Raw genomic sequence first — 23,043 nt, 5'->3', positions numbered from 1 at the left:
ATGCGCATCCTGCACATCCTCGACCACTCGCTGCCCCTGCACAGCGGCTATACCTTCCGCACCCTGGCCATCCTGCGGCAGCAGCGCGCGCTGGGCTGGCACACGACGCAGCTCACCAGTGCCAAACAGGGCCCGTCCGATGGCCCGCAACAGCTGGTCGACGGCTGGCATTTCTACCGCACGGCGCCCGATGCGCGCTGGTGGGCGCGCCTGCCCGTGCTGCGGCAAGTGGCCGTCATCATCGGCCTTGCCATGCGCCTGCGCCAACTGGCGCAACGCCTCAAGCCCGACATCCTGCATGCGCATTCACCGGCGCTGAACGCCATCGCCGCCCTCAACGCGGGTCGCGCGCTGGGCATCCCCGTCGTGTATGAAGTACGCGCCTTATGGGAAGACGCGGCCGCCGACCATGGCAGCAGCCGGCCAGGCGGTCTGCGCTACCGGCTCACGCGCGCGCTGGAAACCTATGCGCTGCGCCGCGCCGATGCCGTCACCACCATCTGCGACGGCCTGCGGCGCGAGCTGTGCGCGCGCGGCGTGCCCGCGCATAAAATCACCGTGATTCCGAACGCCGTCGATACCGGGGCCTTCAGCATCACCGCGCCCGACGACCTCTGGCTGGCGCACAAACTGGGCTTGCATGGCCATCTGGTTCTCGGCTTCATCGGCTCATTCTATGCCTACGAGGGACTGGCCCTGCTGCTGCGCGCCATGCCGCGCCTGCTGGCGGCGCAGCCGGCATTGCGGCTGCTGCTGGCCGGAGGCGGTCCGCAGGACGCGGCGCTGCGGGCGCTGGCGGAGCAACTGGGCATAGCCCACGCCGTGGTCTTCGCGGGCAGAGTGCCGCATGCGCAGGTGGCCGCCTATTATCAATTGGTCGACATCTGCGTGTATCCGCGCCTGCCGATGCGCCTGACGGAGCTGGTGACGCCCTTGAAACCGTTAGAGGCGATGGCGCAGGGCCGCCTCGTGGTGGCGTCCGACGTGGGCGGCCACCGCGAACTGGTCGACCATGGCAAGACAGGCATGCTGTTTCGCGCCGGCGACGCCGAAGCGCTGGCGCAAGCCATACTGGCCCTGCTGCTGGCGCCCGCCAGCTGGCCGGCGCTGCGGCGGCAGGCGCGCGCGTTTGTCGAGACGGAGCGCAGCTGGGGCGCCAGCGTGGGCCGCTATGCGCCCGTGTATGCGCGCGTGTCGGCGGAAGCGGCGGGAGCCGCGCCATGATCTTCACGGGCCTGCGCATCGCGCTGGTCGGCCCGCTGCCGCCGCCGGCCGGCGGCATGGCGAATCAGACGGCGCAGCTGGCGCACAAGCTGCGCGAGGACGGCGCGCAAGTGCAGCTGCTGGCCGTCAACGGACCGCATCTGCCGCCGTGGCTGGCGCGCATCCGCTACCTGCGCGCCGCGCTGCGCCTGCCCCTGCTGCTGTGGCGCTTGTGGCGCACGGCCAATACGGTCGACCTGTTCCATATCATGGCCAATTCCGGCTGGTCCTGGCATTTGCAAGCCGCGCCGGCGCTGTGGATCGCCAGCCTGAAAGGCAAGCCTGCCCTGCTCAATTACCGGGGCGGCGAAGCGGCCGTTTTTTTCGCCCGTTCGCCGCGCCTGGTGGCGTTCAGCCTGCGCCGCGCCAGCGCCATCGTCGTGCCGTCGGCCTATCTGGCCGGCGTCTTCGAACAATACGGCCTTACGGCCCACATCGTGCCGAACATGGTCGACTTGCAGCGATTCAGGCCAGCCACGCCACGCACAGCAGCCGCGGACGCCCCGTGCATCCTCGTGGCGCGGCACCTGGAAAGCCTGTACGACAACGCCAGCGCCGTGCGCGCCTTCGCCATCGTGCGTGAGGCGTTTCCCGCGGCGCGCCTGGTGCTGGCCGGCGGCGGGCCCGAGCGCGCGGCGCTGGCGCGCTTGGCCAGGTCGCTCGGCGTGACCGACGCCGTGCGCTTCACCGGCCCCGTCGACAACGCCGCCATGCCGGCCCTGTACCAGGCCAGCGACATCGTCCTCAATCCCAGCCTGGCCGACAACATGCCCAATTCCGTGCTCGAAGCACTGGCCTGCGGCGTGCCGGTCGTCAGCACCAACGTGGGCGGCATCCCCGCCCTGCTGCAGGACGGCGTGACGGCGCTGCTCGTGCCGCCCGGCGACCCTGCCGCCATGGCGCACGCCATCCTGGCGCTGCTGCGCGACCCGGCGCGCACGCGGCAGCAAGTGCAGGCGGGCCTGGCGCACGCCGCCACCTTCGGCTGGCCCGACATCGCGCCCAAGCTGGCCGCCCATTACCGCCGCATCCGCGCCGCGCCGCGCCCCGGCGCCTACACGCGCCTCGTCGCCCGCTGGCTGTTTCCCCTGCATGAATGGTGCAAGGGCCACCACAGCGCGCGCCTGCTGCGCCGGATGGAACGCTCGCAATGGTGGAGCACCGAGCAACTGCAAGAGTGGCAGCTGGCGCGATTGCGCGCGCTGCTGCGCCACGCGGCCGATCACGTGCCCTACTACCGCGCCCTGTTCGCCCGCAGCGGTTTCGATCCGGATCAGGTGCGCCAGCTTTCCGACCTGTCCCGCTTGCCGCTGCTGAGGAAGCGCGACATCGCCGCCGCGCGCGACAGCTTCAAGTCCACCCGCGCCGTGGGCCTGCGCCCGTTCGCCACGGGCGGCTCCAGCGGCGAGCCGCTGCAGTTTTTCCTCGGCCGGCGCAGGGTCAGCCACGACATCGCCGCCAAGTGGCGCGCCACGCGCTGGTGGGGCGTCGACATCGGCGACCGCGAAGCCGTGCTGTGGGGTTCCCCCATCGAGTTGCATGCGCAAGACCGCGTGCGCCGCCTGCGCGATGCGCTGCTGCGCACCACCCTGCTGCCCGCGTTTGCCATGTCGCCCGCGCGCCTGGACGGCTACGTGCAGCAATTGCGCCGCTGGCGCCCGCGCATGCTGTTCGGCTACCCGTCGGCCCTGTGCCGCATCGCCAGCCATGCCGCGGCACGCGACCTGCCGCTCGACGGCCTGGGCGTGAAAGTGGCATTCGTCACGGCCGAGCGCCTGTACGACGAACAACGCGCACAGATCGCGGCCGCCTTCGCCTGCCCCGTGGCCAATGGCTACGGCGGGCGCGACGCGGGCTTCATCGCCCACGAATGCCCGGACGGCGGCATGCACATCACGGCCGAAGACATCATCGTGGAAATCCTTGATGGCCAGGGCCGGCCATTGCCCCCAGGGGCCACGGGCGACATCGTCGTCACCCACCTGGCCACGCAAGACTACCCGTTCATCCGCTACGCCACGGGCGACGTGGGCGCGCTGGGCAGCGAACCGTGCGCCTGCGGACGCGGCCTGCCCCTGCTGCAGAAAATCGAAGGGCGCAGCACGGATTTCCTCACGGCGGCCGACGGCACCGTCATGCACGGCCTGGCCCTCGTCTACATCGTGCGCGAACTGCCGCAAGTGCGCAGTTTTAAAATCATCCAGGAAAGCCTGCTGCGCACGCGGGTGCTGCTGGTCTGCCTGCCGCGCCTGGACGACGCCACGCGCAGCGCCATCGTCACCGGCTTCCAGGCCAGGCTGGGCGCGCAGGTCGACATCGCCGTCGAGGAAGTCGACGAGATCGCGGCGGAGGCGTCGGGCAAGTACCGGTATGTGGTGAGCAAGGTGGCTTGACGCCGATACGCTACGACAAAAAGTTGCTTTGGTTGTCAATATCAGGTTCTGGAGTAGAATTTGGTATCGCAACTGGAGGGTGTCATGGCAAAGTTGGAAGTTCCAAAGCCGGAGAAAGCGAAGAGCACGCATCGAATGGCGCTACCTGACCCGAGCGAGGCCTTGGGTGATTCGATCCGGAAAATCGGGGCGAGAGGCATCGACCTTGGCGATGGCTACGTATTGGTCAAGATACGACGCACCAAGCGGGCAGCCCGACATGCGCGCGGGGAGGAAGTGGCGTTTGTACCGCAACAGCTGCCGGGAGTGCCTGTGGTTTCTAGTGCAGATCTCCAGGAATTGATCCAGCGATTCCAGCGCACACATACAATGCAAGCCGGTATAAGCACGATTCCGCCAGAAAACCAGGCATTCCTCGATCAGTTTTCCCGCCAGGAAATGCAAAGATATGCGAGCCTGGAAAAGAAAGGAGAATTGGTCGATTCAAGAACACTGGCCGAGCATTGGTAGTTTGCGACTGTTTGACCTGACCGGCCATTTGATCAAGCAGATGGGCGGACATGCTGGCCTGACCGGCACCTCAAGTTACACGCTGCCGCAACAATGGGCGCTGGCCGTGTATTGCAATCCGCTCCAGGTCGATGGCTTCCTATATATGTCGCGTCATTTCAGCAACGAAAAGGCGGTCGTGGTATTTGATCGCGCCAGGTCCTATCTCACGGCCGTTGGTGGACCTGTCCAGCTTATAGCGGCACCGGAAATGCCGGATGCCATGCGACTGTTTAATATCATTCCTGCGTGAGATCGCCAGCCGTCCAATAAAAACGCAAAGCCCTGCTTACTGCGCAACAGGTCTGTTTCATCATATACGTGCGGCGCCAAAATTGCCGCTCACCATAGACATGGCACTCCGTCGAGATCGATTTCTCATATGCACGGGGCCATAGCGCAGGCCTGACAAATAATCACATTACTTCTCGTTGCGTACCTTAGCAGGCCATTCGATCAGTGCAAATGCCCACAGGGCAAAAAAACCGACGACTGGAATGAATGACAACAAACTCCACCAGCCAGAAAACCCAGCCTTGGAGACGATCTTCCAAGCGGGAAAAATAGCGGTGAACATAATTACCAAAACAATCAGCCAATGCCAGATACTGAGGCTACCCATCTTTTTCTCCCAGATGATTCAAAAAATGACAGCGCTGGCTGCCATAACGTTGCAAGACTATACAGATAAATTCCACTCGGAAACTATCCAATAGTTGCAAACTGGCTGCCGCCGGGATTGATTTGCCTGAAAACTGACATTTAGAGAGCCGGCTCCAGCAGCCACCCCAGCCGCAACTGATCCCCCGCTGCCACAAACCACTCTCCCTGCCACCGCTGCGTGCGCTGCGCCTGCGGCGCTTCCGGCGCGCACCACGGCGGATATACGCGCAGCGCGCGCTTGCCGCCCTGGCCGGCGCGCGACATCACGCCCCGTTCCAGCAGCACGCTGCGCGGCAAAATGAAGAAGCCGTGCTGCGCACCGTCAGTGACGGCGATGATGACGGCATCGACGGGGTCCGCTTCGTCCAGCGGGGCGATCTCGGCGTCGGGATGGGGGCGCTTCCAGACGGTGACGAACTGGCCGGTTTTCGTCGGCGTGGTTTTCGCCACGCGCAAGACCAGGCGCTTGCCGTGCAGGTCGGCGCGGCAGGCGCCGTATTCCGCGCTTTCCGCTTCCGGCACGGGCGCTTGCGGCAAGCCCAGGAAAGCCCAGGGACTGGCCTTCATTGCGCGCTGAACTCGGCTGCGGCCTTGGCCGCCCACAGCGCTTCGGCGTGGCTGGCGAACGGGCTGTCGTAGCCATCGACTTTGCCGTCTTCGTCGACAAAATACAGCCACCAGCCGTCGTCCTGCTCGCGGATGGCCGTCTGGCCCGGTGCGCAATGGGTTTCGATGGCGTCGCTGGCGGCCAGGGTGACGATGATGATGCCGCGGTGAACAATATGCTGGGGTGTCATGGGAATTAGGTCATGCAAAAAAATCAATGGGCGTAGTGTAGCCGCACCGGGCCATCCTCGCCAGTGCGCTACACTCTTCCTTCACAAGGAGGACGACATGGCATCACAGCAAGGCACGGTGGATTTTTTGCTCGACCAGATGGCGGGCGCGGGCAGTATCAGCGCGAAAAAGATGTTTGGCGAGTACGGCCTGTATTGCGACGGCAAGATGTTCGCCATCGTCGCCGACGACCAGCTCTTCATCAAGCCGACGGACGCGGGCCGCGCCTGGATAGCCGCGCAAGGCACGCCGCAGGAAGCGCCGCCCTATCCGCAAGCCAAGCCGTATTTCCTCATTGATGGCGGGCTGTGGGATGAGCGCGACTGGCTGAGCCAGTTGGCGCGGCGCACGGCCGACGCCTTGCCGCTGCCGAAACCCAAGCCGCCGCCCAAGCCCAAGAAACCGGCGTCAAGCAGCTAGTACGCTGTTTTCGCATTGCTTGCCCAGGCGGAAGCATTGCAGGTTGTGATACGTGATGGCGGCGATTTCGCGCAGCGCTTCGATGGTGAAGAAGCCCTGGTGGCCCGTCACCAGCACGTTCGGGAACGTCATCAGGCGCTGGAAAACGTCGTCGTCGATGATGTCGGACGAGCGGTCCTGGAAGAACAGATTGCTTTCCTGCTCGTACACGTCGATGGCCAATGAGCCCAGCTGGCGCGATTTGAGCGCCTCGATGACGGCGCCCGTGTCGATCAGGCCGCCGCGCGAGGTATTCACCAGCATGGCACCCTTCTTCATCAGCGGCAAGGTTGCTTCGCTGATCATGTGGCGCGTGCTGTCCATCAAGGGGCAATGCAGCGAGACGATGTCGGACTCGGCCAGCAGCCGCGGCAGTTCCACCATCGTGCCCAGCTCCGCGAACGCGGGCGCCGGATACGGGTCGTGGCCCAGCACCGTGCAGCCGAAACCTTTGAAAATGCGCGCCGTGGCCAGGCCGATCTTGCCCGTGCCGACGATGCCGACCGTCTTGCCGAACAAAGTGGCACCCAGCAAGCCATCGAGCGAGAAATTGCCTTCACGCACGCGGGCGTAGGCGCGGTGCGTATGGCGGTTCAGGGTTTGCACGAGGGCCAGCGTATATTCGGCCACGGCTTCCGGAGAATACGCGGGCACGCGGGCGACGAACAGGCCCAGGCGCTTGGCCGCTTCGAGGTCGAGGTTGTTGTAGCCGGCGCAGCGCAGCACAATGGCGCGCACGCCGTAGCCATGCAGGGCTTCGAGCACGGGCGCGTCGAGCACGTCGTTGACGAAGACGCACACGGCGTCCGCGCCTTGCGCCAGGACCACGGTTTCCTGGCTCAGCAAGGCGCTGTGGTAGACCAGTTCGATGCCGGCGGACTCGGGCTGGGACGGCAAGGCTTCATCGAAGAAACGGCGGTCGTAGGGCTGGCTGGCAAAGAAGGCGATTTTCATGGGGGCGTCCTGGAACTTGCTGAATGGCAAAACATCATCATAGCGCAAGCGCCCTGCCCCACGGCGTCCGCCTGGCACCGTTGATCGCCTATTGGGGTTCGCGCGGCAAGGTCAGCACGTGGCGCAGATACGCCGTTTCCTCGGCGTGCTGCGCGTGGTAGCGCTCGCGCGCGGCGCGCGTGGCCGCCTGGTGCGCCGCGATGCCGCTTTCCGTCAGCTCGACGCCGAAGTCCGCCGGCGGCTGCTCGGGGCCGCCGAACAGGCGCGCCAGGATGAGCCGGCCCACATTGTCGCGGTAGTGCGACGCTTCCCAGTAATAACGCATCGCGCCCGCGCCCGTCACCTGCGGGATCGGCTCGCTGGTGATGCTGTTGAAGCCGGAAAAATCAACCAGGCGCACGTCGCAGCCCAGGCGCCGGTAGCGCCCGGCCATCTGCGCCAGATCGCGCTGCCAGGCTTCCATGGCGTCCCACTTGCCGCGCCAGTACAGGGCGTCGAGCGTGAGCGCGTGCGTGGGATTGATGTACAGGCGCAGGCGCGTGCCGCCACGGCACAGCTTGCCGACGCTGGCATCGAAGGCTTGCAGCGCGGGTGCGGTCGGGCCCAGGCCGTCGCCGAATTCCTGCAGGCGCGGCTTGAAGGCGCGCGCCGTGCCGACCCAGACGCGGTTGCGGCTGGTGAGGCAGGACTCGTCGCGCTGGCCGTACAGGGCCAGGCTGGACAGACAGACGCCATCATAGGTACCGCTGAGGATGCGCCAGCTATCCTGGGTCATGTCCACGGTCAGGCCACGCTTGATGTTGAGCAAGGCGCGGCGCGCGAAAAACGCGGGAGCGGGATCCGTCAAACCCGGCTCCACGCCGGCCGAGCCCAGTTCCAGCGAGAACGAGGGCGCGTCGATGCCCCACACCATGGTGTCGACATGGCTGACCGTGGCCGCGTGCTCGGCCAGGCGGATGGCCTCGCCGATCGAGGCGCCCGAGACGGCGCTGTTGAAGACGCTCTTGCCATCGAACAAGGTACGCATGCTACTCGTAGGCAAGCCCATTTCCGTGCGCGAATTGCCGATATAGACGATGGCGGGCCGGTAGCGCGCCACGGCATATGTCTTGCTCCACACGCTGAGTTTTTCGGTCGTCGGCCGCAATCGCTGCAGCAGCGGGCTGTCCCACTGGTGCAACAAGTACGGATCGACATGGTAATTAACGGCGGAAACGGCGGCCAGCGCGGCCAGCGCGCAGGCAAGGAAGATGGCGAGGTAGCGGCGGGCGTTGGTATCCATGGTCGGCATTGGAAGTGAAAAATGGCGTTCAACGCCGGATCAGCGGCCCGTCCAGCACCCGCTCCGTATAGGCGGCCTCGCGCGCATGTTCCACGCGATAGCGGTCGCGCGCCGCGCGCGTGGCCGCGTGGTGGGCGTCGACGTTGGCCTGCGTCAGTTCCACGCCGAAATCGGCTGGCGCCGGCGTGTCGCCGCCAAACAGGCGCGCCAGGATCAAACGGCCCACATTGTCCCGGTAGTGCGACACTTCCCAGTAATAATGCATGTCGGGCTTGCCGCTGACGAGCGGCGTCGCTTCCGTCGTGATGCTGTTAAAGCCGGAAAAATCATACAGCCGCACGTCGCAGCCCTGCTGGCGGTGGCGCTCGGTGATCTGCACCAGGCCGCGCTGCCAGGCCTGCATGGCCTCCCACTTGCCGCGCCAGTGCAGCGCGTACAAGGTCAGCGCGTGCGTGGGATTGATGTACATGCGCAGGCGCACGCCGCTACTGCACAGCTTCCCTATGCTGGCGTCAAACGCGGGTATCGAGGGTGGCGTCGGCCCCAGGCCATCGCCAAACTCCTGCAGCCGCACGGGAATGGCGTCCTGCGTTCCCAGCCAATGCTGTATCCCCTTGAGGGTGCAGGTCTCGTCGCGCTGCCCATACCGGGCCAGGTTGGAGCGGCAGACATCGCCCGCATTGCCGGTGAGGATGCGCACGCTGTCTTCCGTCATGTCCAGGGTCAGGCCGCGCTTCAGGTTGACGAGGGCGCGCTGGGCGAAAAAGCCGTGCCGGGCGCCCGTCAGGCTGTCTTCCACCCGCGCCGCGCCCATGTCCAGGGAAAACGTGGGCGCGTCGATGCCCCACACCATGGTCTCGACGCGGCTGACCCTGGCCGCATGCTCGGCCAGGCGGATGGCGTCACCGATCGAGGCGCCGGACACGGCGCTGTTGAAGATGCTCTTGCCGCCGAACAAGGCGCGCACGCCCGTCGGCAAGCCCAGTTCCGTGCGCGAATTGCCGATGTAGATGATGGCCGGCCGGTAGCGCGCCACGGCATAGGTCTTGGCCCAGGCGCCCAGCTTTTCATTCAACTGGCGCGGGCGCTGCACCAGGGGACTGTCCCACTGGTGCAGCAAATAGGGATCGACCTGGTAGTTCAGCAACGAGATGCCGCCCAACACCAGGAACACGCAGGCAAGAAAGCAGGCAAGATAGCGGCGGCCGGCGGTGTCCATGCTCAGAACTGGAAGTAAAGAAATTCGGTGACCCGGTTCATGCCGAAGATGCAGGCGACGAACAGCGCGGCCAAGCCCACGCTCCAGCGCGACGTGGGTCGCCAGCTGAAAACCCAGCGCCCTGCGGGCTGAAAGATTCTTTCAATCGCAGGCTCGTAGAGAAAGAATATTTCTTGCGTATTGGGCGCCTTGAATGCCAGCAGCATCGCCGCCAGCAGCACGGGCAAGCCCGGACCGGCCAGTTCGATCCAGCGGATGCCGTCGAACGCGGGATGCATGCCCCACTGCGCCAGGCTCGATGCCTGGCTGGCCAGGCCGCGCGGCAGGCTCACGCCGTTCGCGCCCACCAGCGCGCCCGTAATATCCCAAGCCGTGGCCACGTCGGGCGCGCGGAAGAAGACCCAGGCCAGCATGACGGCAAGAAAGGTCAGCAAGGTGGGCCACCAGCGGGAGCGCGCCGCGCCGAACACCCGCTGCCACGCCTGCTGCAGCACCAGGTACAGGCCGTGCAAGCCGCCCCAGATGACAAACGTCCAGCCGGCGCCATGCCACAGGCCGCCCAGCAGCATGGTCAGCATCAGGTTGCGGTAGCGCATGGCTTCGCCGCGCCGGCTGCCGCCCAGCGGAATATATAAATAGTCGCGCAGGAAACGCGACAAGGTCATGTGCCAGCGGCGCCAGAAGTCGGCGATATTGGCGGCCTTGTAGGGCGAATTGAAGTTCAGCGGCAATTTCACGCCGAACAGGCGCGACAGGCCGATGGCCATGTCGGAATAGCCGGAAAAGTCGAAATACAGCTGGAACGTGTAGGCCAGCACGCCGATCCACGCCTCGATCAGCGTGGGCTCGGCGCCTGCCGCGAAGATGGGGATGGCCAGCGGCGACAGGTTGTCGGCGATCAGCACCTTCTTGGCCAGGCCGATGGTGAAGATCGACAGGCCGATGGCGAAATTGGCGGCGCGCGGGTGGGCGTTGGCCGGGTCGGCGAACTGCGGCATCATGTCGCGGTGGTGCAGCACGGGGCCGGCGATCAGGTGGGGGAAATAGCTGACGAACAGCACGTAATGGATGAAACGGTATTCGCGCACCTCGCCCCGGTAGCAATCGACGAGGAAGGCGATCTGCGTGAAGGTAAAAAACGAGATGCCGATCGGCAGGATGATGTCGAGGCCGGACAGGGGCTCGCTGGCAGCGCCGGCACTGGCGGCGACGGCATTGACGTTGTCGATGAAGAAATTCGCATATTTGTAGTAGGCGAGCAGGCCCAGATTCAGCGCCAGCGCCACGACCAGCGCGCGCTTGCGGGCCGCGCCCGCGCGCGCGCCGATCATGCGCCCCGCGCCGTAATTGACGCAGATGGACGCCAGCAGCAGCGGCAGGTAGCGCACGTCCCACCAGGCATAGAAAAACAAAGACGCGAGCGCCAGCCACGTCGCGGGGGCCAGGCGGCGCCAGCTGGCGGACGTGCCGGCGGCAGGTGCCAGGCGGTCCAGCAGAAAATAGCCGGCCAGCACAATGGGCAGATAGCCGAACAGGAAGGCGAAGGAATTAAACAGCATGTTGCCTCCTGGCAGGCAGCGACTGCGCCTGGTAGTAACAATCGGCAATCTGGGCCGCCACCCGTTCCCACGTAAAGCGTTCCACGAGGGCTTGCACGCGCGAGCGCTCGGGCGGCAGCGCCAGCAGTTCGAGGATGGCCTGGCGCTGCGCGGGGCCATCGTCCCAGCGCACCTTGCGCAGCGCAAAGATGGAGTCGGGCAAGTCCAGCGCGCTTTGCGCCGTCATGACGACGGGCGTGCCGGCCGCCAGCGCTTCGAGCACGCTCAGGGGAAACACCTCGCCCTGGCTGGGCAAGGCCGCCACGGCCGCCGCATGGTAGGCGCTGGCCAGCAGCGGGTCTGCATGGTCGAGCGCGCCCAGCCAGCTGACGTGCGGCAAGTCCAGCAGCAGCTGCAGATACGCCTGCTGTTCGCGCGGCGCGGCGCCGATCAGCACCAGGGGCAAGCCGGCGCCCGCCAGCGCCTGGGCCAGTCCCAGCTGGTTTTTATACGGCGAAATGCTGCCCACCATCAGCACGAACGGCCCGGCGATACCCGTTTCGCGCAGGAACAGGTCGCCATTGGCCGTGAAAAAATGCGGGTTGATTCCATTGGGCAAGACGCGGATGGCGTCGGCTGGCATGCCGAAACCTTGCACGATGGCGTCGCGCTCGGCCTCGCCCAGCGCGATCACCACATCGGCCAGCTGCAAGGCGCGCCGCGTTTGCGCATAGCTCGTTTGCACCATCCATTCCGTCAGGCGCCCCGCCAGCCGGTCGGCCAGGCGCGCGCGCCAGGCGCTGGCGCGGCCCCAGCCCGGCGACAACAGCGGCGACAGCACGACGGGGACGCCTTGCTCGCTGGCCATTTCCATGATGCGGTAAGTGCCATTGCTCGCTGAAAACACGTGCAGCACGTCGAAATCGGCCAGCCGCTGATGGTTGGCGTCAACCAGCTCCACTTCCAGCGGACGCGCCGGCTGCTGGGGCAGCCGCTTCAGCGCGGCAATGGTTTCGCGTACCTGGATCTGCAAGCCGCCGTCGCGCTGGAACAGCATCGGGTAGGACAAGATACCGACACGCATGGTCATCCTTTCGTGCATTTGACTGCCAGCCAACGGCCAGCCAGCTTGCGTTGCAACAACAGAAATTCTCCAGCGAGCTCATGCTTCAACAGGAACAGACCGGCCAGCCAGCACAGCAAGGTGGCCAACGCCGTGCCCAGCAGCGCCAGCAGCGCCGGGGTGTCCGTTGGCAGCCACAGCAGCGAAGCGACGGGCGCGACGGCGCTGACACCGCAAAGCAACAGACTCTTGCGCAAGGCGCGCGCCAGGATGCGCCAGTCCAGCGCGCTCAAGCGCCGCAGGCAGCGGTAGTTCAGCCAGCTGCGCAGCACATTGCTGAGCACCACGGCCCAGGCCACGGCCACCAGGCCGAACGGCGCCGCGGCCAGCAGCAGCGCCACTTTGATGACACCGGCGCAGGCATCGAGCCGCACCTGCGCATGCAGCTGGCCCGTCGCCACGAACAGGTAGCGGGCCATGCTGAACATGCTATACACGGCCGAGGACAGGCACATGATGCGTATCAAGGGCGCACAGCCTAGCCATTGCGTGCCATACAACACCTTGACCAAGGGCAAAGCCATGCAGGAGAGAAAGAGAAAAAACGGCCACGCCAGCGCCGTCATGTAGCTGATCGTGCGCAAATACACGAGCTCCGCCCCACCCTGCCCCCCTTGTTCCCCACCTTCGCGCGCGCGCGCCGCGAACAGGGGAAACACGACGGGAGAAATGGCGCTGGTGATGGCCTGGTTAAAGATATTCAGTACGCTTTGCGCCTTGCCGAACAGGGCCAGGCTTTCAATGCCGATCAGCTTGCCGATGATGAGGTCCGGCGCCGCCACGCCCGCCTCGTCGACGAGGCCGCCCCCCGTCGCATACGCGCCAAAGCGGGCGATATCGCCCATGCCGCGCCGCCCCGGCAGCCACGGCAGCTCCGCAGGCCGCACCAGCAGGCTCACCAGCAGCGACGCGCAGGAACCGGCCAGCGCCGCCCACACCATGCTCATGTAGCTGTAGCCCTGCAGCGCCAGCAGCACGGCCACCAGCAGGTTGACGACGCTATTGGCCGCATTGATGGCGTAGATGGCGCGAAAGCGCAGTTGCCGGCGCAACATCGGTAACGTTAATGCGCTGAACGGTATCAACAGGAAATTGATCGCCAGCAAGCGCAGCACGAGGGTCAGCCGCGGTTCGCCATAGAAATGGGCGAGCGGCGCGCTGGCCAGCAGCACCACACCGGCCAGCAGCCAGGCGACGAGCAGGCTGGCAGCCAGCGCCGCGCGCAATTTCACGGCGTTGAGCTGCTTTTCCTGGATCAGGTATTGCCCCACGCCAAAGTCGCGCACCACTTGCGCCAGCGCCACCAGCACGGCGCCCAGCGAATACACGCCCACTTCGGCTGGCGTCAGCAAACGCGACAGCACCATGGTGGCGACGATGCCCAGCAGCAGCACCGTGTATTTTTCGGCGAACGAAAAGAAAAACGAGTGGCGGGTGGCGCTCATGCGGGCCGCCCGCGCCTACACGAGGCCGGCGTAAAACGCGCGCAGCTGGCGTTCCAGGCGCGGCATCGAATAACGCTGCACGGTTTCCTCGCGCGCCAGCCGTCCCATGCGGGCGCGCCGGGGCGCGTCCATCAAGAGTTGCGCCACGGCCGCGCAGGCGGCATGCTCGTCGTCGAGCGGCAGCAGCAGCCCGCCTTCGCTATCGTGCAGGATATCGTGCGTGCCCGGCACGTCCGTCCCCACGGCCGGCACGCCGCACGCCATGGCCTCGATCGTGGCGATACCGAAGCCCTCGTTTTTACTGAGCAGCACATGCAGGTCGAAGGCCGGCATCAGCAACTCGACACGCTGCTGGAAGCCGGCAAACACGATCCTGTCCTGCAGGCCCGATTGCTGCGCCTGCAGCCGCAGCATGGCTTCCAGCGGCCCCGTGCCCAGCAGCACTAAATATAGATTGGGAAACTGCGCGGCCAGCCTGGCGAACAGGGCCAGCAGCGCCTGCGGGCGCTTTTGCGCGGAGAGCCGGGCCACGCAGCCGAGCACGAGCGCGTCCGGCGGCAGCCCCAGCTGCTTGCGCGCCAGTATCCGCCGTTCGGGAGAGGCGATAAAAGTATCCGTATCGACCCCATTGGGAATGACGGCCAGCCGCGTTTCCGGGTTCAGCATGCCGCGATACAGCTCGAGGAAATGCCGCATGGCCGACGGCGACACGGCATACACGCCTTTGACGGTGCGGAACGCTTCCTGCAGCCGGGGCCGCTGCCAGTCGCTGAACGCTTCCAGAGGAAACGCATTGTGCACGCTGATCACGGCCGGCAGCCGGCATTGCCGCGCCAGCCACAGGATGGAAGCGCCATAGCTGGTCCAGCAAAACGCCACGTGGACGAGGTCGGGCCGCAGCCGCCGCAGCCGCCACGCCCCCGTGACCCTGGCGCGCAGCCAGTTCCAGCGCCGCCAGGCCCAGTGTTCGAGAAACAAGGGCGGCTCGTACACGCGCACTTGCAGGTGCTGCGCGCGCAAACCTTGCACCCAGGCAGTAAAACCGGGAAAGCGGCGCAGGGCCAGCACGCTGTCATAGCCGCTCGCGCCCAGCACTTTCGCCTCTTGCGCCATGCGCAGCTCCATGCCGCCCAGTTCACCCGAATAACTGCTGATGACGATGCGCGGCAAGCGTTTGCGCCGTCCGCGCCACGCTTCATGGAAGAAACCGCGCAGCCAGGCCCGTTCCCACTGGCGCAGGAACAGGTCGGCACGGTCGCGCCGCAGCCAGGCCCGCACGGCGCCGAGGGAGTCGCGCACGTATCTGCCCAGCATCCAGCGCGGTACGCCCAGCAACTCCACGCTCGGTGCCAATGTCGCCAGACGGCATTGGCCCCGGCCGAACAGCATGGCGCGGCGCAGTATCCAGGCGCGCTGCACTTGCGGGGCGCGGATGATGTGCGCCACTCTGGCTTGCGGACAGAACCAGGAAGGATTGCCGGCCGCATGCATCTCCAGGTTGAGCCGGGTTTCGCTGCCCATGGCGTAGTTGGCCCCCTGCGGGCCGATGCTTTCGTCATAGCGGGCGTCCGCCTCGAAGATGCGGCGGCGTATCGCCATGTTGGCGCCCCAGACCAGGCCCGGATAGATGGGCGCGTCGCGCAAATCGGGGCTGGTGATGCCCCACGTCAGGCCAACGGGGGTCAGACGCAGCAGCCAGTCTTGCGGTTGCTCGCGCCAGGCGGGCACGATGGCGCCGCCGAACAGGGCGTAGCCGGGGTGAGCGCGCGCGCAGTCCTGCAGGCGGCACAGCCAGTCCGATGCGGGCATGGCATCGTCGTCGCCAAACACGAACAGCTCGCCGCCATCGCCGCTTGAACGCAAGGCATGTTCGACGGCCCCGTTCAGGGCGGGACTGCGGCCGCGCCGCGCCACGTAGATGGAACGCAAGGGCAAGCGGCCGCGAAAGGCGGCGATCACCTGGGCCGTGTCGTCCGTGCTGCCATTGTCGGCGATGATCAGGCGCCAGCCGCCCACGGGGGCTCGCAACCCCATGTAGGCGCGCAATACCTGGGGCAAGGTGCCGGCGCCATTGTAGGTCGCCATGAGAACGGTCAACAAGGACATGCCTCCTTGGTCTTACCATGACAAAACGATGTACTCAAGCAGTGTTGATCCAGTGTACTGAGCCTGCCCGCCAGCCCGTTGACAGGCATCAAGACCTTGCCAACCCGGGCACAACCAGGAGCGTCTCCCTTCATGCGCGACATACTGATTACCATCATCATCCTGGGCTCCCTGCCCTTCATCCTGAAGACACCGGCCACCGGCGGCCTGATGTGGGTCTGGGTCAGCGTGATGAACCCGCACACGCAGGGCTGGGGCTTTGCCACCCACATGCCGTTCGCCTTCATCATCGCCATCGCCACCCTGGTCAGCCTCGTGATGACGCGCGAGCCGAAAAACCTGCCGCTCACGCCGGTCAGCGTGCTGCTGCTGTTGTTCGTCATGTGGATGAATGTCACGGCCCCGTTCGCCCTGATTCCGGAATCGTCATGGGTGCAGTGGAACAAGGTGATGAAGATCATGCTGATGAGCTTTGTCATCATGATGGTGATACGCACGCGGCGCGACATCGTGCGCCTGGTGTGGGTGCTGGTGGGGTCGATCGGCTATTACGGCGTGAAAGGCGGCATCTTCACCATCCGCAGCGGCGGCACGGACCGGGTCTGGGGGCCGGAAGAAACGTTTATCGGGGATAACAATGCGCTGGCCCTGGCCCTGATCATCACCATCCCCCTCATGTATTATCTGCAGCAAAACACGGAAAAACACCGACGCTGGGTGCGCCATGGCCTGACGGCGGCGATGCTGCTGTCGGCCCTGGCGGCGCTGGGCTCGTATTCGCGCGGCGGGCTGCTGGCCATTGCCGCCATGGGCCTGTTCATGTGGCTGAAAAGCGACCGCAAGATGGTGCTGGGCGCGCTGCTCGGCGCCGTCGCGCCGCTGCTGCTGGCCTTCATGCCCGAGCGCTGGGCCGAACGCATGGACACCATCAACACGTATCAGGACGACGTCTCCGCCATGGGCCGCCTGAATGCCTGGCGCATGGCCTGGAATTTGGCGCGCGACCGTTTTCCCGGCGGCGGCTTCGACGTTTCCGACGCCGCCATCTTTGCCCGCTATGCGCCCAACCCCATGGACGTGCATGCGGCGCACAGCATTTATTTCCAGGCGCTGGGCGAACACGGCTTTGTCGGCTTGCTGATTTACCTGGCGCTGGGCATCGCCACCTGGCGCACGGCCGCCGCCATCATCCGCCGCACGCGGGGCAAGCCGGAGCTACGCTGGGCGCACGGCCTGGCCACCATGAGCCAGGCCAGCCTGATCGGCTTTGCCGTGGGCGGCGCCTTCCTCAGCCTGCTGTACTTCGACATGCCGTATTACCTGATGGCCGCCCTGATCGCCACGCGCATCATCGTCGAGCGGCAGGTGCCCACGCTCACCTCTGCTTCCCGCCAGGCCAGGCCCCGGGCCGCCATTGTGGAGCAGCCATGACGGCCACCTTGTCCATCCTGATCTACCACCGCGTGCTGGCGCGGCCCGACCCGCTGTTTCCCGGCGAAGTGGACGCCGTGCTGTTCGAACGCCAGCTGCGCTTGTTGAAATGTTTCTATACGCCGCTATCGCTGAGCGATGCCGTGCAGCGCTTGCAGAATGGCAACCTGCCGCAACGCGCCGCCTGCATCACCTTCGACGACGGCTATGCGGACAATGCGCAAGTCGCCCTGCCGCTGCTGCAGCGCCATGGCATGCACGCCACGTTTTTCATCGCCACGGGCTACCTGGACGGCGGACAGATGTGGAACGACACGGTGATCGACGCCGTGCGCCAGGCGGCCGGGCCCGTGCTGGACTTGCGCAAACACGAGCTGGGGACGTTCCCCGTCGCCAGCCTGGCGCAGCGGCAAGCTGCCATCGCCACCCTGCTGGGGCAGCTCAAATACCTGCCGTTCGCCAGGCGCCAGCAGCTGGCCATGCGGATACGCCGCCAGGCGGGCGTTCTGGCAGGTCCGCCCGCCATGCTGAGCACGGCGCAGCTGCGCCAGTTGCATGCGGCCGGCATGGAGGTGGGCGCGCACACGGACAGCCACCCGATTCTGTCCACCTTGCCGGACCACGCCGCGCGGCAAAACATCGCCGACGGCAAGCGCCAGCTGGAAAGTTTGATCCAGGCGCCCGTCACCCTGTTTGCGTATCCGAACGGCAAGGCCGGGCGCGACTATGGCGCGCCGCACGTGGCGATGGTCAGGAGCTTCGGTTTCAAGGCGGCCGTGGCCACGGACTGGGGCGTGGCGCGCCCCGGCGCGGAGCTCGACCTGCTGCAGCTGCCCCGCTTTACGCCGTGGGATCGAGGACGGCTGGCGTTTCTGTGGCGCATGCGGCAAAACCGCCGGCAAGCGCACCCAGCGCGCCCGGATGCTGGCTGAGCCATTGTTCCAGCATCAGCAGCAGCCAGACCATGGTGCCGTGATAGGCCGGGTGTTCCGCCAGCAGGCGCCCTTGCAGATCGTCGATGAAGGCGGGCCGCACGATGCCGCGCCCGCGCAGCTGCGTCAGGTTGTCGAACGCAAACTCGCGCAGCGGAGGATGGCTGTGCAGCCACAGGCCGAAGGGCAAGCCGAAGCCGTGCTTTTTCTTGCGCACGATGGCGGGCGGCAGGATTTCCGCCAGCGCCCGCTTGAAGAAAGGCCGCAGCCGCATGCCGTCGAGCTTGTCCCGCGGCGCCAGGCGGGCGGCAAACGCCACCATCGCATCGTGCAGGAGGGGAAACGCCGCTTCCACGCCAGCCAGCTCGCACGCCTTGCGTACCTTGAACAGGTCGTTGTCGGCCAAGGTAAAACGCATGTCGAGCGCCAGCAGCTCATTGATCTGGCTCAAGCCCTGGCCTTGGCGCTCCCAATACGCGCCATTCACGCAACCGGGCGCCATGGCCGGGTCGATGGTGTCGATGAAACCCGCTTCCAGCACCGTGCGGTGGCCATGGCGCAGCAGCAGGTTGTAGCTGTCGAGCCGGGCCGGCAGCGGCAGGCTCGACAGCTCGATGTAGCGGCGCGCCTTGTCGCCCAGCCGCCACGACTTGCCCGCGCGTGCGCGGAACAGCAGCGGTTCGATAATGGCCTGGCGCAGCATGGCCGGCAAGCGCTCGTACTGCGACAGCAAGGCCTGGTGCGCATAGCGCTCATTGCCGCCAAACAGCTCATCGCCGCCGTCGCCGCCGAGCAAGCGGATCACGCCATCCTCGCGCGCCATCTGCGCGCAGTAAAAGGCGGGAATGGCCGAGGCGTTGCCGAAAGGCTGGTCGAAGATGGCCGCCATGGCGGGAATGGCGGCCAGCACGTCGTCCGGCGTCACGTAGCGCTCGTGATGGATGCTGCCCGCGTGGCTGGCGGCCAGGCGCGCATAGGCCATTTCGTCGTAGCCGGGCGCGTCAAAACCGATGGAATACGTGCGCGCGGGCCGGCCCGTCACTTGTCCCATGATGGCGGCCACGGTGGAGCTGTCCGTGCCGCCGCTGAGAAACGCGCCCGTGTCCGCCCCATCCGCGCCCAGGCTGCTTTCCACGGCCTGGCGCAGCAGGCGCAGGAATTCCTGCTTGTTGCTGGCAAAGCTGGCCCGCGTGCGCGCCGCGCCCGGCTCCTGGAAGGCCAGTTGCCAGTAACTGCCCTTGCATTGCTTGCCGCCGCGCACATGCAGGTATTCGCCGGGCAGCAAGCGCTGCTGGCCCAGGTAAGCCGTGGCCGGGCCAGGCACCATGTGGAAGAACAGGTAGTGATACAGCGCCTGCGGATCGAGCGCGCCCCGCACGGACGGATGGGCCAGCAAGGCGTCATGCGAGGAGGCAAAGAACAGGCCTTGCGCATTGCCCGCATAGCTGAGGGGGTGGATTCCGGCGCGGTCCACGGCCAGCAGGACCGAGCCGGAAAAGGCGTCGAGGATGGCCACAGCAAATGGCCCGGACAGGCTGGCGCAGGCCGCCACGCCCCGGCTCAGCCACAGGGACGCGAGGCGGCCTGCCACGTCGTCGGCCGAGCCGTCAAGCATGGGCCGGCCCCAGATGGCCACTTGCAAGCCATCCTGCTGATACACATGGCGGCTGCCGTCGATGGCGGCCACGGCCACGCCACCCACTTCGCTCACGCAGGCAATCAGGGGGGCGCTATCGAAACGCGACAGGGGCGCGGCCATGCTGGCCAGCGCGGCGCCACTGGTATCGGTATCAGCGACGACAGAGCCCGCTGCCCCGCCAGGCGCCGCCAGCCAACCGCACAGGCCGCTCATACGAGCACCTCGGCCGGCAGCGGATGGCCGAGAAAGGCCGTCGGGCTGGCCGTCAAGCCATATGCGCCCGACTGGAACACGACCACCAGATCGCCCTCTTCAGCGCGCGCCATCTCCATCTGATCGGCAAGCAAGTCCAGCGGCGTGCACAACGGTCCCACGACGGACGCCACTTCGCGCGCCCCGCCATGCAGCCGGTTGCCGATGGCGACCGGGTAATTCTTGCGGATCAGCTGGCCGAAATTGCCCGAGGCGGCCAGGTGGTGGTGCAAGCCGCCATCCGTGACGAGAAACACTTGTCCATGCGACACCTTGCGTTCGATCACCTTGCACACATAGATACCGGCCTCGGCCACCAGATAACGGCCCAGTTCCAGATTCAGGCGCGCGCCCGGCGCCGCCTGGGCCAGCAGGTCAAGCTGCCGCTGCAAGCCGTCCGCCACGGGCGCCAGGTCCAGCGCCTGGTCGCCGGGAAAATACGGCACGCCGAAGCCGCCGCCGACATTCAAGGTGCGCAAGGGCGACGGCGCGCTGTCGGCCAGTTGCAGGGCCAGTTGCACGCTCAGGGCCTGCGCTTCAGCCAGGGCCACCGCCGACAGGCTTTGCGAACCCGCATACAGGTGAAAGCCTTGAAAATCCAGCCCCAGTTGGCCGATGCGGCCCAGCAGCGCCGGCACGAGGGCCGCATCGACGCCAAACGGCTGCGCGCCGCCGCCCATGCGCATGCCCGTGCGGCGCAAGGCGAAATCGGGGTTCACGCGCACGGCCACCCTGGCCGTCACGCCCAGCCGTTCGCTGGCCAGCGCCACCCTCTCCAACTGGGCGCCCGACTCCACGTTGATCAGTACGTCAGCGGCCACGGCCCGCGCCAGTTCGCCATCGCTCTTGCCCGGCCCCGCAAAACTGATGCGCTCCGGCGCCATCGGCGTATCGAGCGCCGTGGCCAGTTCGCCGCCCGAGGCCACGTCGATGCCGTCGACCAGGCCCGCCAGCCATTGCACCACGGCCGGCATGGGGTTGGCCTTCATCGCGTAATGCACATGCACGCCGGCGGGCAAGGCGGCGCGCAATTCCGCCACGCGGCGCGTGATCTGCGAGCGGTCATAGGCATAGAACGGCGTGCTGCCCACCCTCTGGGCCAACTGGCGCAAAGAAATACCGCCGACCTGCAGCATGTCGCCGTCCATGGCAAACTGCTGGCCCAGGGCCGCGTGCAAGGGCAATTCCGTACTGTTCGAGCGGATCAAGTCCTTCATGCCGCGTCTCCTGTTTGGACCGCATACGCGCGCGCCAGTTCCCGGGCCAGCAAGGGGCGGTCGATCTTGCCGTTCGGATTGCGCGGCAGCACGCCGTCGCGGATCTCCACCCACAGCGGCACCATATAGCTGGGCAGGCGTGCGCGGCAGGCCGCCAGCACGCTGTCGCGCTGCAATTCCACACCGGGCGCGGGCGTGACGAGCAAGGCGATGGCCTGGCCCAGCACGGCATGGGGCAGGCCCAGCGCGGCGGCATCGCCCACCAGCCCGCTTGCATACGCGACTTCCTCGATCTCGGCCGGGCTGACCCGGTAGCCGGACGTCTTGATCATGTCGTCGCTGCGCCCGACGAAATACAGATAGCCATCCGCATCGCGGCGCACCGTGTCGCCCGACCAGACGGCCAGTTCCGGCAGCACCAGGCCGCTTGCCTGCGGCGGCAGCGGTTTGAAGCGCTCGGCCGTGCGCGCCGCGTCGTTCCAGTAGCCGAGCGCCACCAGCGCGCCGCGGTGCACGAGCTCGCCCGGCTCGTCGGCGTCGCACGCGCTGCCGTCCGGACGCAACACGAGCACTTCCGCGTTGGGAATCGCTTGTCCGATGGAATCGGGGCGCCGCTCCAGCTGTTCCGGCGCCAGATAGGTCGAGCGGAACGCTTCCGTCAAGCCATACATCAGGTAGACCTGCGTGCGCGGCAGCGACTGGCGCAGCTTGTCGAGCGTGGAGCGCTGCATCACGCCGCCCGAATTGGTGATGTAGCGCAAGGGCGTGGACAGGGGCCAGCTCAGCTGCGACAGCTGCACCCATAGCGGCGGCACGGCGGCCAGGCCCGTGATGGCTTCCTGCTCGACGGCTTCGACGATATCGCGCAGCAGCAGATAATTCATCAGCACGGCGCAGGCGCCGCTGGCAAACGCCGTCGTCAACTGGCTCAGGCCGTAATCAAAGCTGAGCGGCAGGACGCACAAAATCCGGTCTTCCGGCGTGTTGCGCAGATAGCCCGACACGCTGAGCGCGCCGGCCAGCATGTTGCGGTGCGACAGCACCACGCCTTTCGGCCGCCCCGTGCTGCCCGAGGTATATAAAATGGCGGCCATGTCCATGTCGATCGCCGCGTGCGGCTGGGGCGCACCAAAGGCGGGCGCAGCGTTCCACGGCAGCACGCGCAGCTTGCCCAGGCTGGACTCCGCCTCCCCTTCGCCCGTCAGCAGCACCGTCCGCAAGTCCGGGCAGGCGGCCAGCGCCGGGCCCAGCTGCGCCAGGCGTTCGCGCGAGGTGACGAGGATGGCCACGTTGCAGTCGGCCAGGATGTACGCCACCTGGTCCGGCTTGAGCAGCGGATTGACGGGCACGAAGACGCCGCCGGCCGCCGCCGCGCCAAACATGGCGCTGACGTTTTCCGGGCGTTTTTCCAGGTACACGGCCACGCGCGCGCCACCTTGCATGCCCAGGGTCAGCAGGGTCGCGGCCGCCTCGCGCACGGACTGCGCCAGCGCAGCATAGCTCAGCTCCTCGCCCTGCCACGACAGGGCCGGCGCGTGGGGGGCGCGCTGCGCCGTTTCAAAAATCAGATCGTGTATCAGTGTCGCCATCGTGTCGCCCCAAGGTTGCCATGATTGCCATGCATTCCCCTATGATTGGGACAAACGGGCGCGGCAGTGTTGATTTTTATCAAGCAAGCACTTCGCCCGGCGGACGGCGGCCCGTCAGGCGCAATGCTTGAGGCCGCGCAACATCGGCCACT

20 protein-coding genes are annotated in these 23,043 nt (G+C 66.4%); 7 read left to right on the top strand and 13 right to left on the bottom strand.

Going from position 1 to position 23,043, the window contains the following annotated elements; genetic code table 11:
• The 4 genes from IGS55_RS02535 (at position 1) to IGS55_RS02520 (ending at position 4,458) form a co-directional block, all read left to right on the top strand.
• Complete coding sequence (locus tag IGS55_RS02535; protein WP_230515848.1) at positions 1 to 1,224, top strand: TIGR04063 family PEP-CTERM/XrtA system glycosyltransferase; 1,224 nt, start codon at positions 1 to 3, stop codon at positions 1,222 to 1,224.
• A complete protein-coding gene (locus tag IGS55_RS02530) occupies positions 1,221 to 3,656 on the top strand; it encodes a glycosyltransferase (RefSeq protein WP_230515847.1) in 2,436 nt (811 codons plus the stop codon). Before IGS55_RS02535 ends, IGS55_RS02530 begins: the two co-directional genes overlap by 4 nt.
• 84 nt (positions 3,657 to 3,740) lie before the next feature.
• Positions 3,741 to 4,166, top strand: a complete 426-nt coding sequence (locus IGS55_RS02525) for a hypothetical protein (RefSeq protein WP_230515846.1) — start codon at positions 3,741 to 3,743, stop codon at positions 4,164 to 4,166.
• Complete coding sequence (locus IGS55_RS02520) at positions 4,105 to 4,458, top strand: RES domain-containing protein (protein ID WP_230515845.1); 354 nt, start codon at positions 4,105 to 4,107, stop codon at positions 4,456 to 4,458. Before IGS55_RS02525 ends, IGS55_RS02520 begins: the two co-directional genes overlap by 62 nt.
• 168 nt (positions 4,459 to 4,626) lie before the next feature.
• Here IGS55_RS02520 and IGS55_RS02515 read toward each other — a convergent pair whose 3' ends face one another.
• From IGS55_RS02515 to IGS55_RS02505, 3 genes are all read right to left on the bottom strand, one after another.
• Entirely contained in the window at positions 4,627 to 4,827 is a 201-nt protein-coding gene (locus tag IGS55_RS02515) for a hypothetical protein (RefSeq protein WP_230515844.1), read from the bottom strand.
• A gap of 140 nt (positions 4,828 to 4,967) precedes the next feature.
• Positions 4,968 to 5,435, bottom strand: a complete 468-nt coding sequence (locus IGS55_RS02510; RefSeq protein WP_230515843.1) for a MepB family protein — start codon at positions 5,433 to 5,435, stop codon at positions 4,968 to 4,970.
• Positions 5,432 to 5,665: a hypothetical protein gene (locus tag IGS55_RS02505; RefSeq protein ID WP_230515842.1), complete on the bottom strand. Its 234-nt coding sequence runs from the start codon at positions 5,663 to 5,665 to the stop codon at positions 5,432 to 5,434. Before IGS55_RS02505 ends, IGS55_RS02510 begins: the two co-directional genes overlap by 4 nt.
• A 97-nt stretch (positions 5,666 to 5,762) precedes the next feature.
• Here IGS55_RS02505 and IGS55_RS02500 point away from each other — a divergent pair, with 97 nt between their 5' ends.
• On the top strand, positions 5,763 to 6,125 hold the full coding sequence (locus IGS55_RS02500) for a TfoX/Sxy family protein (protein ID WP_230515841.1): 363 nt from the start codon (positions 5,763 to 5,765) through the stop codon (positions 6,123 to 6,125).
• Here the strand turns inward: IGS55_RS02500 and IGS55_RS02495 are convergent.
• The 7 genes from IGS55_RS02495 to IGS55_RS02465 all read right to left on the bottom strand — a co-directional run bounded on the left by IGS55_RS02495 (position 6,114) and on the right by IGS55_RS02465 (position 15,825).
• Complete coding sequence (locus tag IGS55_RS02495) at positions 6,114 to 7,118, bottom strand: 2-hydroxyacid dehydrogenase (RefSeq protein ID WP_230515840.1); 1,005 nt, start codon at positions 7,116 to 7,118, stop codon at positions 6,114 to 6,116. The genes IGS55_RS02500 and IGS55_RS02495 overlap by 12 nt on opposite strands.
• A gap of 88 nt (positions 7,119 to 7,206) precedes the next feature.
• Positions 7,207 to 8,400 (bottom strand): hypothetical protein, encoded by a 1,194-nt coding sequence (locus tag IGS55_RS02490; protein ID WP_230515839.1) that lies wholly within the window; start codon positions 8,398 to 8,400, stop codon positions 7,207 to 7,209.
• Between the two features lie 28 nt (positions 8,401 to 8,428).
• Positions 8,429 to 9,619, bottom strand: coding sequence for a hypothetical protein (locus IGS55_RS02485; protein ID WP_230515838.1), 1,191 nt, complete (start codon positions 9,617 to 9,619; stop codon positions 8,429 to 8,431).
• A gap of 2 nt (positions 9,620 to 9,621) precedes the next feature.
• Positions 9,622 to 11,178 carry an MBOAT family O-acyltransferase gene (locus IGS55_RS02480; protein ID WP_230515837.1) on the bottom strand — a complete coding sequence of 519 codons (1,557 nt, stop codon included), beginning with the start codon at positions 11,176 to 11,178 and terminating at the stop codon, positions 9,622 to 9,624.
• Positions 11,168 to 12,241 carry a glycosyltransferase family 4 protein gene (locus IGS55_RS02475; RefSeq protein WP_230515836.1) on the bottom strand — a complete coding sequence of 358 codons (1,074 nt, stop codon included), beginning with the start codon at positions 12,239 to 12,241 and terminating at the stop codon, positions 11,168 to 11,170. Before IGS55_RS02475 ends, IGS55_RS02480 begins: the two co-directional genes overlap by 11 nt.
• A gap of 2 nt (positions 12,242 to 12,243) precedes the next feature.
• Positions 12,244 to 13,725 carry an oligosaccharide flippase family protein gene (locus IGS55_RS02470; protein ID WP_230515835.1) on the bottom strand — a complete coding sequence of 494 codons (1,482 nt, stop codon included), beginning with the start codon at positions 13,723 to 13,725 and terminating at the stop codon, positions 12,244 to 12,246.
• Positions 13,726 to 13,740: 15 nt separating this feature from the next.
• Positions 13,741 to 15,825: a glycosyltransferase gene (locus IGS55_RS02465; RefSeq protein ID WP_230515834.1), complete on the bottom strand. Its 2,085-nt coding sequence runs from the start codon at positions 15,823 to 15,825 to the stop codon at positions 13,741 to 13,743.
• Positions 15,826 to 15,963: 138 nt separating this feature from the next.
• Here IGS55_RS02465 and IGS55_RS02460 point away from each other — a divergent pair, with 138 nt between their 5' ends.
• Both IGS55_RS02460 and IGS55_RS02455 read left to right on the top strand, forming a co-directional pair.
• Positions 15,964 to 17,262: a putative O-glycosylation ligase, exosortase A system-associated gene (locus IGS55_RS02460; protein ID WP_230515833.1), complete on the top strand. Its 1,299-nt coding sequence runs from the start codon at positions 15,964 to 15,966 to the stop codon at positions 17,260 to 17,262.
• Entirely contained in the window at positions 17,259 to 18,194 is a 936-nt protein-coding gene (locus IGS55_RS02455; protein WP_230515832.1) for a polysaccharide deacetylase family protein, read from the top strand. The genes IGS55_RS02460 and IGS55_RS02455 overlap by 4 nt, the downstream gene beginning before the upstream one ends.
• Here the strand turns inward: IGS55_RS02455 and IGS55_RS02450 are convergent.
• The 3 genes from IGS55_RS02450 to IGS55_RS02440 are packed head-to-tail and all read right to left on the bottom strand — an operon-like array spanning position 18,103 to position 22,891.
• Positions 18,103 to 20,046 (bottom strand): asparagine synthetase B family protein, encoded by a 1,944-nt coding sequence (locus IGS55_RS02450; RefSeq protein WP_230515831.1) that lies wholly within the window; start codon positions 20,044 to 20,046, stop codon positions 18,103 to 18,105. The genes IGS55_RS02455 and IGS55_RS02450 overlap by 92 nt on opposite strands.
• The gene (locus IGS55_RS02445) at positions 20,043 to 21,302 is read right to left on the bottom strand and encodes a pyridoxal-dependent decarboxylase, exosortase A system-associated (RefSeq protein ID WP_230515830.1); all 1,260 of its coding nucleotides are present in this window, start codon (positions 21,300 to 21,302) and stop codon (positions 20,043 to 20,045) included. The genes IGS55_RS02450 and IGS55_RS02445 overlap by 4 nt, the downstream gene beginning before the upstream one ends.
• Positions 21,299 to 22,891, bottom strand: coding sequence for an acyl-CoA ligase (AMP-forming), exosortase A system-associated (locus IGS55_RS02440; RefSeq protein ID WP_230515829.1), 1,593 nt, complete (start codon positions 22,889 to 22,891; stop codon positions 21,299 to 21,301). Before IGS55_RS02440 ends, IGS55_RS02445 begins: the two co-directional genes overlap by 4 nt.
• Between the last annotated feature and the right edge of the window lie 152 nt (positions 22,892 to 23,043).

This window comes from Janthinobacterium sp. EB271-G4-3-2, assembly GCF_020858035.1.
GTDB classification, from domain to species: Bacteria; Pseudomonadota; Gammaproteobacteria; order Burkholderiales; family Burkholderiaceae_D; genus Janthinobacterium; species Janthinobacterium aestuarii.
The sequence above is the reverse complement of the archived record's forward strand: the minus strand, read 5'-3'. Positions and strand labels throughout refer to the sequence as shown.

What these genes read in the sequence shown, in the direction of transcription:
- IGS55_RS02470 (WP_230515835.1), bottom strand. Translation starts at nt 13,725, where the DNA reads ATGAGCGCCACCCGCCACTCGTTTTTCTTTTCGTTCGCCGAAAAATAC.
- IGS55_RS02455 (WP_230515832.1), top strand. Translation starts at nt 17,259, where the DNA reads ATGACGGCCACCTTGTCCATCCTGATCTACCACCGCGTGCTGGCGCGG.
- IGS55_RS02480 (WP_230515837.1), bottom strand. Translation starts at nt 11,178, where the DNA reads ATGCTGTTTAATTCCTTCGCCTTCCTGTTCGGCTATCTGCCCATTGTG.
- IGS55_RS02505 (WP_230515842.1), bottom strand. Translation starts at nt 5,665, where the DNA reads ATGACACCCCAGCATATTGTTCACCGCGGCATCATCATCGTCACCCTG.
- IGS55_RS02525 (WP_230515846.1), top strand. Translation starts at nt 3,741, where the DNA reads ATGGCAAAGTTGGAAGTTCCAAAGCCGGAGAAAGCGAAGAGCACGCAT.
- IGS55_RS02485 (WP_230515838.1), bottom strand. Translation starts at nt 9,619, where the DNA reads ATGGACACCGCCGGCCGCCGCTATCTTGCCTGCTTTCTTGCCTGCGTG.
- IGS55_RS02510 (WP_230515843.1), bottom strand. Translation starts at nt 5,435, where the DNA reads ATGAAGGCCAGTCCCTGGGCTTTCCTGGGCTTGCCGCAAGCGCCCGTG.
- IGS55_RS02530 (WP_230515847.1), top strand. Translation starts at nt 1,221, where the DNA reads ATGATCTTCACGGGCCTGCGCATCGCGCTGGTCGGCCCGCTGCCGCCG.
- IGS55_RS02500 (WP_230515841.1), top strand. Translation starts at nt 5,763, where the DNA reads ATGGCATCACAGCAAGGCACGGTGGATTTTTTGCTCGACCAGATGGCG.
- IGS55_RS02490 (WP_230515839.1), bottom strand. Translation starts at nt 8,400, where the DNA reads ATGGATACCAACGCCCGCCGCTACCTCGCCATCTTCCTTGCCTGCGCG.
- IGS55_RS02460 (WP_230515833.1), top strand. Translation starts at nt 15,964, where the DNA reads ATGCGCGACATACTGATTACCATCATCATCCTGGGCTCCCTGCCCTTC.
- IGS55_RS02520 (WP_230515845.1), top strand. Translation starts at nt 4,105, where the DNA reads ATGCGAGCCTGGAAAAGAAAGGAGAATTGGTCGATTCAAGAACACTGG.
- IGS55_RS02445 (WP_230515830.1), bottom strand. Translation starts at nt 21,302, where the DNA reads ATGAAGGACTTGATCCGCTCGAACAGTACGGAATTGCCCTTGCACGCG.
- IGS55_RS02515 (WP_230515844.1), bottom strand. Translation starts at nt 4,827, where the DNA reads ATGGGTAGCCTCAGTATCTGGCATTGGCTGATTGTTTTGGTAATTATG.
- IGS55_RS02495 (WP_230515840.1), bottom strand. Translation starts at nt 7,118, where the DNA reads ATGAAAATCGCCTTCTTTGCCAGCCAGCCCTACGACCGCCGTTTCTTC.
- IGS55_RS02450 (WP_230515831.1), bottom strand. Translation starts at nt 20,046, where the DNA reads ATGAGCGGCCTGTGCGGTTGGCTGGCGGCGCCTGGCGGGGCAGCGGGC.
- IGS55_RS02535 (WP_230515848.1), top strand. Translation starts at nt 1, where the DNA reads ATGCGCATCCTGCACATCCTCGACCACTCGCTGCCCCTGCACAGCGGC.
- IGS55_RS02440 (WP_230515829.1), bottom strand. Translation starts at nt 22,891, where the DNA reads ATGGCGACACTGATACACGATCTGATTTTTGAAACGGCGCAGCGCGCC.
- IGS55_RS02475 (WP_230515836.1), bottom strand. Translation starts at nt 12,241, where the DNA reads ATGCGTGTCGGTATCTTGTCCTACCCGATGCTGTTCCAGCGCGACGGC.